Below are 12,954 nucleotides of genomic sequence, written 5' to 3' on the forward strand. Positions count from 1 at the left end.
GACGGGAGCAGCCATGAAGGCGCTCCAGGGGAGAGATTATGAAAACCGAACAATATGGAACAAAGGAATTAATGCGGCGTTTTATGCCTTATTTTAAGAAGTATAAGGGGACGCTGTTCCTGGATCTGTTCTGCGCGTCTATGACTACGGTATGTGAACTGGTTCTTCCGCTGATTATGCGTTATATTACGAATGAAGGGCTGCGTGATCTGGCGGCCCTTTCCATAAAGACCATTGCGGGTCTCGGCTTCATTTATTTCCTGCTTCGTGTGATTGACTGTTTTGCCAGCTACTATATGGCCGGCATGGGTCATGTTATGGGGGCAAAGATAGAAACGGATATGCGCCGCGATGCCTATAATCATTTGCAGAAGCTTTCCAATACTTATTATAACAATACAAAAGTGGGACAGATTATGGGCCGTATTACAAACGACCTGTTTGATGTTACTGAGTTTGCCCACCATTGTCCGGAGGAATTTTTCATTGCGGGGATTAAGACGGTAATTTCCTTCGTGATTCTTGCACAGATAAGCCTGCCGCTTACTTTGATCGTATTCGTGTTTGTACCGATTATGGCCGGAGTCTGTATGACCCTGAATTTCCGTATGAGGAGCGCTTTCAGCAAACAGCGTTACCAGATTGGGGAACTGAATGCCAGAATTGAGGACAGCCTTCTGGGACAGAAGGTGGTTAAGGCCTTTACCAATGAGGATATGGAGAACCGGAAATTTGAGGTGGACAACAATAAATTTCTGGATATCAAGAGAGAAACCTACAAATATATGGCGCTGTTCCAGACTACAGTAAAAATGTTTGACGGTGTTATGTATCTGGCGGTAATTGTGGCGGGCGGCTTCTTTATGATAAAGGGTCTTGTTGCCCCCGGGGATTTGGTCGCTTTCATGCTGTATGTGACAACGCTGATTGCTACTATAAGACGTATTATTGAATTTGCAGAGCAGTTCCAGCGAGGAATGACGGGAATTGAGAGATTCCTTCAAATCATGGATGCTGATATAGATATTTTTGATGAGCCGGAGGCTGTGGAGATGGGCACGCCGGAAGGGGAGATTACCTTTAAGGATGTTAGCTTTGAATATCCGGATGATCACAATATTGTGTTTACAAATCTGAATCTTTCTATCCACAAAGGAGAGAAGCTGGCTATTGTAGGGCCTTCCGGCGGCGGAAAGACCACGCTCTGCAACCTGATTCCCCGTTTCTATGATGTGACTGCGGGACGTATTACCATTGACGGACAGGATATCAAGAGCTTTACCCTGAAGAGCCTGCGCAGGAATATCGGTATTGTTCAGCAGGATGTGTACCTTTTCTCAGGTACGGTTTATGAAAACATTGCCTATGGACGGCCGGGAGCGACGGAGGAAGAGGTGATGGATGCTGCAAAAAAGGCCGGCGCCCATGAGTTTATTATGGGACTGAAGGATGGCTATAACACCTATGTGGGAGAGCGTGGTGTGAAGCTCTCCGGAGGACAGAAGCAGCGTATCAGTATAGCAAGGGTATTCCTGAAGAATCCTCCAATTATTATTTTAGATGAAGCTACCTCAGCCCTTGATAATGAAAGTGAATTCGCAGTTGCAAAATCACTTTCCAGGCTTTCGGAGGGAAGGACAACGCTTACTATTGCCCATCGCCTTTCAAGCATCAAGAATTCCGACCGTATCCTTGTGCTTACTGAGGAAGGGATTGTGGAGGAAGGAAACCACAGCGAGCTGATGGAGCTGAAGGGAATCTACCATAAGTTTTACACCACAGCGGATTTGCTGAAATAAAATTGCCGGTGGCCGCATATCATGTTATACTAATGATAGCAGGCCGGCCGTGCCAAAAGGGCCTGACGGATCAGTTCCGCCAGGCCTTTTATATGTATGGAAATTTTTTCTTTTGAAAGTTTCCTGCGGGGTGATATTGCGTCTTTAGCGTGGGATGCAGAGAGCGGATAGCGCGGTATTTCTTAATCAGGGCCTGAGTGCGGAAAGCACAGAACAGGAGTATGCATGAAACTAATTTTTATCGGAGCGGATCATGAGGTAACGGGCAGCTGCCATTATCTGGAGGCGGCCGGAAAGCATATTCTGGTTGACAGGGGGATGGAACAGGGGATAAATCCCTTTGAAAATGCGGAACTGCCGGTGCAGGAGGCTATGATTGATTATGTGTTCCTGACCCATGCGCATGTGGATCATTCGGGGATGCTTCCTCAACTGTACGCAAGAGGCTTCCGCGGGAAAATTTTTGCAACCCAGGCGACAACGGAGCTTTGTGATATTATGCTGCGTGACTGTGCCCATATACAGCAGCAGGAGGCGGAGTGGAAGAACCGTAAGGCGAAGCGGCATGCAGGCTCGGAAAAACATGAAGCGCCTTATACGATGGAGGATGCGGAGGGCACCATTGGCCTTTTAGTACCCTGTGATTATCAGAAAATAATTGAGGTTTGTCCCGGAATCAGGATCCGTTTTACGGACATCGGGCATTTGCTGGGCTCCTCCAGCATTGAAGTGTGGGCACAGGAGAAAGGAATTCAGAAGAAGCTGTGCTTTTCCGGGGATATCGGGAACAAAAACCAGCCGCTCATCAAGGATCCCCATCCTACCAGGGACGCCGATTATGTGATCATGGAATCCACCTATGGCGACCGGCTGCATGGGACGGACCGGCCTGATTATATTTCCGGGCTGGCAGAGGTGCTGCAGAAGACGTTTGACAGGGGAGGCAATGTGGTGATTCCCTCGTTTGCAGTGGGAAGAACCCAGGAAATCCTGTATTTCCTGCGGAAAATCAAGGAAGACCGCCTGGTGAAAAACCACGGCAATTTTCCGGTATATGTGGACAGTCCGCTGGCCGTGGAGGCAACGGGGATTTTTGAAAAAAATATTTATGACTGCTTTGATGAAGAGGCCATGGAGCTGGTGCGTAAAGGAATCAATCCCATTTCTTTTCCGGGACTGCGTCTGTCAATCACCAGCGATGAGTCAAGGGCGATTAATTTTGATGAAACGCCGAAGGTGATTATTTCCGCATCGGGTATGTGTGAGGCGGGGCGTATCAAGCATCATCTGAAGCACAATCTGTGGCGGGAGGAATGTACCGTGCTCTTCGTAGGCTATCAGTCTGTGGGGACGCTGGGACGGAATATCCTGGAGGGCGCCCAGGAGGTAAAGCTGTTCGGGGAGTCCGTGGATGTGCGGGCCGAAATCAAGGCGCTTCAGGGAATGAGCGGCCATGCGGATAAGAACGGGCTGATTGAGTGGCTGAATTGTTTTGAAAAGAAGCCGGAGCGGGTGTTTATCGTCCATGGGGAGGATACGGTATGCACCTCTTTTGCCGAATGCCTGCGCCATGAATATGGCTATGACACCTATGCGCCGTTCAGCGGAACACGGTTTGATCTGCTCCATAACCTTCTGGAATATGAGGCGGCGCCGATAGCCAGGGAAAAGAAGGCCAGGGCAGCGGTGGCAAACAGCGTCTATGCGAGACTGGAGGCCGCCGGGCAGAGGCTTCTGACGGTTATCCGCAACGGAAAGGGTATGGCAAACAAGGATATGGCGAAGCTGGCGGATCAGATCAATGCGCTGTGTGATAAATGGCAGTAGGAAACGGGAAACTGATTTTAAAAACAGAATTCAGCATACAGCTTTCAAGAAACTGAGTTCATGAAACAGCTTTTACAAAACAGAATTTACAGGACAGGAGAAAAAAGCAGAATGAGTCTGGCAGATATAACATTTATTCAGATGTGCAGGGATATCCTGGAGAACGGAACGAGCACCGAAGGGGAGAAGGTCCGTCCCAGGTGGGAGGACGGCACGCCGGCCTATACCATCAAGAAGTTCGGCGTGGTCAACAGGTATGATCTTTCCAGGGAATTTCCCATACTGACCCTGCGTAGGACGGCGCTGAAGTCGGCGACGGATGAGCTTCTGTGGATTTGGCAGCGCAAATCCAACAACATCCATGATCTTCACAGCCACATCTGGGATGAGTGGGCGGATGAGGACGGTTCCATCGGAAAGGCCTACGGCTATCAGCTGGGGGTGAAGCATCAGTATAAGGAAGGCATGATGGATCAGGTGGACAGGGTGATTTATGATTTGAAAAATAATCCCTTCAGCCGCCGGATCATGACGAATATATATGTGCATCAGGATCTGCATGAGATGAACCTTTATCCCTGCGCTTACAGCATGACCTTCAATGTGACCCAGAAAAAGGGAGAGGACAGACTGACGCTGAACGCTATACTCAACCAGCGTTCCCAGGATGTGCTTGCCGCCAACAACTGGAATGTGGTACAGTATGCGGTGCTGGTCCATATGCTGGCGCAGGTATGCGGCATGCAGGCGGGAGAGCTGGTGCATGTGATTGCGGACGCCCATATTTATGACAGGCATATCCCTATTATAAAGGAACTGATTCAAAGAGAGCCTCTGCCGGCGCCTTCGTTCTGGCTCAATCCGGAGGTGAAGGATTTTTATCAGTTCACAAGGGATGATGTGAAGGTGGAAAATTATGTGACAGGGGAGCAGATTCAGGGAATCCCCATTGCTATCTGAAAACCGAAAAACAGGCAGAAGGGGGAAGGCTGGCGGCAGTCAGGCTGTCTGTGGGCAGCATGGGCCGGAAAAATATCCCGGCCTCCCTCATTTAAGAGTTAATTTGCGATAGGCCCGCTGCGGCGGGCGGTTAGGAGAAAAAATGAATATTATAGTTGCAGTAGATGAAAACTGGGCCATCGGATACCGCGGGGATCTTCTGGTAAGGATTCCGGCGGACCATAAGATGTTCAGGAATGAAACCATAGGAAAAGTGGTGGTGCTGGGAAGGAAAACAATGGATACGTTTCCTGGAGGGCTGCCGTTAGCCGGCAGGACCAATATCGTGCTGACCCGGAATCCGGAATATCAGGTAAAGGACGCCATAGTGGTCCATTCTGTGGAGGAGCTTTTGGCGGAATTGAAAAATTATGACACAAAGGACGTTTATGTCATTGGGGGCGACAGTGTTTACAGCCAGCTGCTTCCTTACTGCGACACGGCCCATGTGACCAAAATTGATCGTTCCTACGAGGCGGATACTTACTTTCCCAATCTGGATGCCTCAGGTGAATGGGAAATTACGGCGGAAAGCGATGAACAGAGTTATTTTGACACAACATATCATTTCCTGAAGTATGAAAGGAAACAGTAAGAGGGAGATTACAGAAAATAAATAAATTTCTGCTTCCATAACCGTAAACTTTATATTATAATATTTTTGTGCGCCTGCTTCCTGTCGGGCCGGAGAGGCTAAAAAGGGCCTTCTGACGGGCCGGCCGCTTCGCAACCGAAGCCGGTGCGTATGATCGCGTTTATGCGAATGATAAAAGGCAAACAGCAAAAGAGGTATATTTTATGGAAAGAAGAGTAGGAACCATTTCAAGAGGAATCCGCTGCCCGATTATCCGTGAAGGGGACAATCTGGCAGATATCGTTGTTTCCAGCGTGCTGGAAGCGGCGGAAAGTGAAGGCTTTGAGTTAAGGGACAGAGATGTAATCTCCGTAACGGAATCCATTGTGGCGAGAGCGCAGGGAAATTATGCGTCCGTTGCAGCGATTGCGCAGGATGTGAAGGAGAAGCTGGGAGGAGAGACTATCGGAGTTATTTTCCCCATCCTTTCCAGGAACCGTTTCGCAATCTGCCTTCGCGGAATCGCTATGGGAGCTAAGAAGGTGGTGTTGATGCTCAGCTATCCCAGCGACGAAGTGGGCAATGCGCTGGTTTCCCAGGATCAGCTGGATGAAGCCGGAGTGAATCCCTACAGCGATGTTCTTTCCCTGGAAAAATACAGGGAGCTGTTCGGCGAGAACAGGCATCCTTTCACCGGCGTGGATTATGTGGCTTATTACAGCGACCTGATCCGTGAATGCGGCGCGGAGGTTGAGGTTATTTTCGCCAACAATCCCAGAGTGATTTTAGATTATACAAAGAATGTACTCAACTGTGATATCCATACGAGAGCGCGCACTAAGAGGATCCTGAAGGAGTGCGGCGCCCAGGTGGTATGCGGTCTGGATGATATTCTTACATCCCCTGTAAATGGAAGCGGCTGTAATGAAAAATACGGCCTGCTCGGCTCCAATAAATCCACGGAGGACACCATCAAGCTGTTCCCCAGGGACTGCACGGATCTGGTGAATGATATCCAGAACCAGATTCTTACGAAAACCGGAAAGCATGTGGAAGTAATGGTTTACGGCGACGGCGCCTTTAAGGATCCTGTGGGAAAAATCTGGGAACTTGCCGACCCCTGTGTGGCGGTGGCCAATACGGAAGGCCTGGAAGGAACTCCCAACGAAGTGAAGCTGAAATATCTGGCAGACAACGATTTCAAGGATCTTTCAGGAGATGCGCTGAAGGAAGCGATTTCAGAAAGAATCAAGGGTAAGAAGGGGAATCTGGTGGGAGACATGGCTTCTCAGGGAACTACCCCCAGAAGGCTTACCGATCTGATCGGTTCTCTCTGCGACCTGACGAGCGGTTCCGGCGACAAGGGAACTCCTGTTATCCTGGTGCAGGGCTACTTCGATAACTTTACGGACTAGAGCGTGTTTGAAAATTCATTCCTGACACACTCTAAGGTGGCACAGCAAATATTTTGGAAGCCGGCAAACGCGTCTGGTACGTGGTGTAAGGGCTTCTGAATTTACACTGGAAGAAACAGAAGGGAGAAAGCTTTGACTGAGCTTTCTCCTTTTTGGAAGAAGGGAAAGAGTGAGCCTATGAAAACCGTACGGAAGGACAGGCACGGCGGAAAATATCAAAACCGGATTTTCCTGCTGCTTCTGCTCATGGCGGTGGTTCCGCTTCTGATAGCCGGAAGCATATCCTATAAAGTCTATCTGGATGAAGTGACCAGGCAGACGGACCTTTCCATGGAAGCGATTGAAGCCCAGATCTGCAATGATGTGGAGGTTACGCTTTCTTCGATCCGGCAGTTTTACAGGGAAATTTCCACGGATGATCAGATGAGCTGGCTGAAGGAGACGGGAAGCATACCCTACAGTGATTACAGCAATCTGAATGAGGCACAGAATCTGCTGAAGGGGCCTACCTATCTGGATGAATATGTAGGAAGCTATGCCTTCATCAATATCATGCAGGACTGGGTGCTTACGAATAACGGCATGTACCGGCTGAGCGAGGCCAGGAACAAGGAGCAGGTTGATGCGCTTCTGGAAAAAGCGGCGCAGTTTCCCTCCACGTTGTTCTGGATGAATAATGTGGGAGAAAAATCAGCCTATGTGAATGGGATTTATCAGAGCAAAACGCTGGATGTTTCCGGCTTCCAGATGATCATGAAGCTGCCGGGTAATGTGAACCGGGTGGATCAGATCGTTATGGTGCAGCTGAACCTTCCCAGGTTGAGGCAGCGTCTGGACAGCAACCTGGCCGGTTATGAGCTGTGCATATTCAGCAGTGATGCAAAGACCATATATTCTTCCGATGAGGTGCTGGAAAATTATTTTTCCGCGCATCCGGAGGAGCTGAAAAACGAAAAACGCATAGATAACCTGAAGATAGAAGGCGGCGGTGAATACAGGATCCGGATCAGCGGCACCTCGGGCAACGGCATGAATTATGTGCTGGCCTATAATCTGGGGCAGATGAAGGAGGGCGCGGGAAGAATCCTGGGAGTTTCCCTGGTGATCATGGGCGCGCTCATCGTGCTGCTCATCCTCAGCCGGATATTTACAAGCATCCTGTATCAGCCGGTGAAGAGCCTGAACGCGTATGTATCCGATATTGCGGGGGTGGATACGGAGGAAATGGATGAGTTTTCCGCCATCCGGGAAAATGTGGTACAGCTTGTGGACACGAAGGAAAGCCTGCAGCTCATGGTGCAGAACCAGCAGAAGATATTGGTGGAGCAGTTTATCATCCGTACCATCCGCGGGGAAATGACGCCGGAGGCGGTGGCAGGGGCGCAGGAGCAGTTCCAGCTGCCAAGGGCCAGGGTATATCAGCTCCTGACGGCGGTGTGTATGCTGGAAGGGGAGACGGACCAGGAAAGCGAGCTGGAAAATGAAGCGCTGAGCATGACTATTGTGAAGAAGGCGCCGGAAGGGATTGCCGCCGGGCTGATTACGCCGGTGCTTTGCCTGAACGGACAGATCCTGCTTCTGACGGGCGCCAATACCCAGGAGGAGCTGCGGGAAAAGACAATGCGCATCCACACCGAGTTTACGGAGTTTGTGGAGACGGAGTTCGGCTGCTCGCTGATTTCCGGCGTCAGCCAGGTATTTCCGGGGCTGAAATATCTGCGCACCGCTTACAATGAATGTATGGAAACGCTCAAGAATACGGGGAGCGGGCCAAGGGATCACAGTGATATTACCTTTTATGAGGAAATCGCCAGGACCGACGGTATTATAAGCGGCTATGATTATGTTATGGAAAATGCGCTCACCAAAGCGGTCAATGACGGCGACTGCGAGGAAGCGGCACAGCTGGTGGATAAATTCATCAACAGCCTGAATAACAGAGGGATAACCCGTCATGACAGGAACTTTTTCCTGTACCGGCTGGTGATAGCCGTGCTGGCCGTGCTTTCGGACGCGGGCCTGTCCGCCAACCAGGTGTTTCGGGACCGTTCCGAAGATATTTTCCAGAAGCTGAATTATATCTGTGAAAGCGACAAGCTCAAGAGCTATATGAATTCCCAGATCGTCCAGCCCTCCATCGAAGCGCTGCGGCAGTACCGCTATCAGGCTTCCTCCGAAATACTCAGGCGGATCATGGAGCTTGTGCATGAGCGCAGGGGGGACATTACGCTGACGGAATGCGCTGAGCAGCTGAATTATCACCCCAGCTATATCTGGAAAATCCTGAAGGCGGAACGGAATATGACCTTTACGGATCTGGTGAACCTGGAAAAACTGGAAACCGCCAAAGAGCTGCTGCTGAATACGGAGCTTTCCATCGCGGAAATATCGGAGCAGCTCAGCTATGCAAACACACAGAATTTTATCCGCTTCTTCAGCAAATATGTGGACAGCACCCCGGGAAAATACCGGAAGGAGCATAAAGGCCAGGAGGATAAAAGCCGGCTGTAAAATAATCATGTTGTAAAATACGGTAACAAAAGATGATAATCATATGCTTTCCGGCGGGAAAGATAATGATTATTGACAGGAGCAGGGAGGCGGAAAGCCCGTAAAACGGGGCTTTCTGCCTCCCTTTTTATTTTCGCTGAAATGGAAAGATATTCCTCATTGAAAAACACGTGTAGTTAGATTACTATACAAAACGAACCAAGGGACACCACATCCCAATAGTTAAAGAAGAGGAGGGCTTTTAGTGAGCAGACAAAAAGGGAAGGCAGCCGCTGTTCCCTATCAGAAGAAGGAATCGTTCCTGCATTTCGTGATAGCGCACAAATGGCTGTATATTCTATTAATACCCGGCGTGCTTTATATGCTGGTGTTCAATTACCTGCCGATGGCGGGAATCGTCATCGCGTTCCAGGATTTCAGACCCTTCAGCGCAGACAGCGCCATCGGCGCATATCTGTCCAGTGAATGGGTGGGACTGGCGAACTTCAAGAAGTTTTTTATGGGCTATGACTTCACAATGCTGTTGAAGAATACCCTGTCCATTTCCATACTGAGTCTGATTTTCTTTTTCCCGGCGCCTATTTTACTGTCGCTTCTGTTAAATGAAATCAGATGCCAGGGGTACAAGCGGGTGTCGCAGACGCTGATTTACATACCGCATTTTATTTCCCTGGTTATTGTGGCAACGCTGACGCAGCAGCTGTTCAGCACCACAGACGGTATTGTTTACAAGATTCTGGAAAGCATCATGGGCAGGGGCGCTGCGCCGGATGTCCTGGCGTCGCCCAAGTATTTTTACGGCCTGATTGTAGGACAGAATATATGGAAGGAAACCGGGTACGGCACCATCGTATTCCTGGCGGCGCTGGCCGGCGTGGATATGGAGCTGTATGAAGCGGCGAGAATCGACGGCGCTGGACGCTGGAGGCTGATGTGGCACATTACGCTGCCCGCCATCCGCGGAACCATCGTAATCATGCTGATTCTGAAGGTGGGTTCCATCCTGAATACAGGATATGAGCAGATTTTCCTGATGCAGAACGACCTGAACTATACGGCATCCGAGGTGTTCGATACTTACATATATAATAAAGGCATCAAGCTGGCCCAGTATTCCATGGCGACGGCGGCAGGCGTATTCAAATCCGTTGTCAGCCTGATAATGGTGCTGGCGGCCAATAAGATTGCAAAGATGTGCGGCGAATCAGGATTCTATTAAAATGGAGGGAGATATCAATGGCAAAACAGCGTAACGGCTCCAAAATCAAAAGGAGCCCCGGCGACCAGGCGGTACAGGTTTTGATTTATTTCATAGTCGGTTTGAGCGCAGTGGTGACTGTCCTTCCGTTCCTGTATGTACTGGCCGGTTCCTTTGCTACGGAGCGTGAACTGACGGAGAGGGCGTTCTTCATCATTCCCACGGAATTTTCATTAAACGCCTATAAATATATCATCCGGACAGGAGATGTGTTTAAGGGGCTGAAAAACTCGGTGATTGTAACCGTCATCGGTACGGCCATCAATATGTTTTTTACAACTACACTGGCTTATCCGCTTTCCCGTTCCTATCTGAGAGGGCGTAACTTTTTCATCAATATGGTTATCATCACCATGCTTTTTTCAGGCGGTATGGTACCCAGCTATCTGGTAGTCAGCTCGCTGGGACTGACCAACAGCTTCTGGGCGCTTTGGCTGCCCGGCGCAATCAGCGCCTTCAATATGATTATCATCAAGAACTACTTCCAGGGAATCCCCAAGGAGCTGGAGGAAGCGGCGAGAGTGGACGGCAGCTCGGATTTGGGAATTTTCCTGAAAATAATCCTGCCTCTTTCCAAGCCCACCATCGCATCCGTATCCCTGTTTTACGCGGTAGGGCACTGGAATTCCTACTTCAGCGCAATGCTCTATATTTCCGATAAGAGCAAGGAGGTAGTGCAGATCGCCCTGAGAAGGATTATCTTCCTGGCCGGCGGCATCAATACGGACGGAACCCCGATTGACTGGGGGATGATGGGACAGCCGCCGGAAAAAGCGGTTAAGATGGCAACCACGGTGGTGGCAACCGTGCCCATCCTGCTGATTTACCCGTTCGTACAGAAGTATTTTACCCAAGGTGTTATGGTCGGCGCGGTGAAGGGCTGATTTAACATAAACGTTTATAATTTAAGGGAGGAAAACAATGAAACGAAACAAATTATTATCCTTATTGTTAGTGGGCGCGATGACGGTATCCATGCTGGCAGGTTGCGGCAGCAAGGCTGAAACGGGCAGCGGACAGGCAGCGGAGGGAACGCAGGCGGCTTCCCAGGAAGCGGGCGGAGCGGAAAGCGCTGCAGCGGAAAGCACGGAGAAGCCGACCATTACTTTCATGTGCATTGATATCTATGGAAAAGCCATGGGGAATGTGGGTTCCGAAGATGTGCTGAAGGCAGCCGAGGATTATACGGGAATCAACGTTGATTTCAACTGGGTAGCCAACGATTCCTACAGCGATATCCTGGGCGTTACCCTGATGGACAAAGCGAATATGCCCATGGTAATCACCTACGGAAGCGACCTGGGAGCCAATATTGTACAGGCGGCCAAGGACGGCGCATTCTGGGATCTGAATGATTTTGTATGGGATGAGGAAAAATACCCCAACCTTTCCAAAATGAATGAAAATGTATGTAAGGCATTTACCGTGGACGGACAGCTGGTAGGCGTTTACCGTTCCAGGCCCATCGGGCGTAACGGACTGGGCTACCGTGCGGACTGGGCTGAGAAGCTGGGGCTTGAGGAGCCTAAGACCATCGAAGATATTTATAACATGATGTATCAGTTCACCTACGGCGATCCTGACGGAAACGGCAAGGATGATACCTATGGTCTGTGCATGTGCAAATATACGGGACCGCTGGACATCATCCAGGCATGGTTCGGCGCAGGCAACCAGTGGAAGGAAGTTGACGGAAAATTGGTTCCCGTCCATCAGACCGAGGAATATCTGGAAGCCCTGAAATGGATGAAGAAGATGTACGATGACGGCCTTATCTATAAGGATTGGGCAACCCGCGAGACCAATACCTGGACCGACGGCGTAAAGAACGGCGAGTGCGGCATGTTCCTGGATGTTCTTGACAACTCCAGAAGAATATGGGACTATTTTGAAACAGAAGGAATTCCTTCCGTAACAGGCGAAGGCAATGCCAGCATGAAGCTGATTGGCGGCATTGCGGCGGAAGAAGGCGGAGAACCCCATACGCTGGCAACCTCCGGTGCGGCAGGCTGCTTCCTGATTACCAAGGCAGGCGCCAAGACAGAGCAGGATGTGGAAAACTGCCTGACCTATCTGGACAAGATGAACGATGAGGAAATGAGAATCCTTGCGGATTACGGCCTGGAGGGAAGGGATCATGAAATCAGTGAAGAAGGCTACATTGTTGACCTGCTTGCAGACAAGGAAATCCAGGAAAAACCGGAAATCGGCCTGAACCAGTCCGTTGCCTATGTGCCTGATTTGCCGGATATGAAGACCGTGGAAAAATCAGACCGCCTCATTGAGGAAGAAGCGATTAAGGCTGCGAATGTTGATATTGCGGTATTTAACCCGGCTTCCGGATATCTGGTAAGCTCAAAAATCAACGCGGAGGTGGGAACCGACCTGAAGGATATCCTGGACAGGGCTAGAACCCAGTATGTCTGCGGACAGATTGACGAAGCAGGCTTACAGGAGCAGTTCAAGGTTTGGGAACAGCGCGGCGGCGCGGATCTGATTGCTGAAATCAATGAAATGTATCAGGCGGATCAGACAAAATAAGATAAATAAGTAAAATGCAGGCCGGATGGC

9 protein-coding genes are annotated in these 12,954 nt (G+C 49.9%); all 9 read left to right on the plus strand.

The features are described from left to right. Positions 1-38 precede the first annotated feature (38 nt). The 9 genes from DXC51_RS10415 to DXC51_RS10455 all read left to right on the plus strand — a co-directional run bounded on the left by DXC51_RS10415 (position 39) and on the right by DXC51_RS10455 (position 12,924). On the plus strand, positions 39-1,799 hold the full coding sequence (locus DXC51_RS10415) for an ABC transporter ATP-binding protein (RefSeq protein WP_021638081.1): 1,761 nt from the start codon (positions 39-41) through the stop codon (positions 1,797-1,799). Between the two features lie 225 nt (positions 1,800-2,024). Continuing rightward, positions 2,025-3,626: an MBL fold metallo-hydrolase RNA specificity domain-containing protein gene (locus DXC51_RS10420; protein WP_117544470.1), complete on the plus strand. Its 1,602-nt coding sequence runs from the start codon at positions 2,025-2,027 to the stop codon at positions 3,624-3,626. Positions 3,627-3,737: 111 nt separating this feature from the next. Next, positions 3,738-4,586, plus strand: coding sequence for a thymidylate synthase (gene thyA, locus DXC51_RS10425; RefSeq protein ID WP_021638079.1), 849 nt, complete (start codon positions 3,738-3,740; stop codon positions 4,584-4,586). A 142-nt stretch (positions 4,587-4,728) separates the two neighbouring features. Then, positions 4,729-5,220 (plus strand): dihydrofolate reductase, encoded by a 492-nt coding sequence (locus tag DXC51_RS10430; RefSeq protein WP_021638077.1) that lies wholly within the window; start codon positions 4,729-4,731, stop codon positions 5,218-5,220. Positions 5,221-5,423: 203 nt separating this feature from the next. Further along, positions 5,424-6,614, plus strand: coding sequence for a coenzyme F420-0:L-glutamate ligase (locus tag DXC51_RS10435; RefSeq protein ID WP_021638076.1), 1,191 nt, complete (start codon positions 5,424-5,426; stop codon positions 6,612-6,614). Between the two features lie 177 nt (positions 6,615-6,791). Beyond that, positions 6,792-9,125 (plus strand): helix-turn-helix transcriptional regulator, encoded by a 2,334-nt coding sequence (locus tag DXC51_RS10440; protein WP_147332357.1) that lies wholly within the window; start codon positions 6,792-6,794, stop codon positions 9,123-9,125. Between the two features lie 244 nt (positions 9,126-9,369). Further along, entirely contained in the window at positions 9,370-10,344 is a 975-nt protein-coding gene (locus DXC51_RS10445) for an ABC transporter permease (protein WP_021638073.1), read from the plus strand. Between the two features lie 17 nt (positions 10,345-10,361). Continuing rightward, complete coding sequence (locus DXC51_RS10450; protein ID WP_021638072.1) at positions 10,362-11,267, plus strand: carbohydrate ABC transporter permease; 906 nt, start codon at positions 10,362-10,364, stop codon at positions 11,265-11,267. 37 nt (positions 11,268-11,304) lie between these two features. Further along, entirely contained in the window at positions 11,305-12,924 is a 1,620-nt protein-coding gene (locus DXC51_RS10455; RefSeq protein ID WP_117544472.1) for an extracellular solute-binding protein, read from the plus strand. Positions 12,925-12,954: the final 30 nt, after the last annotated feature.

This window comes from Eisenbergiella massiliensis (assembly GCF_003435485.1).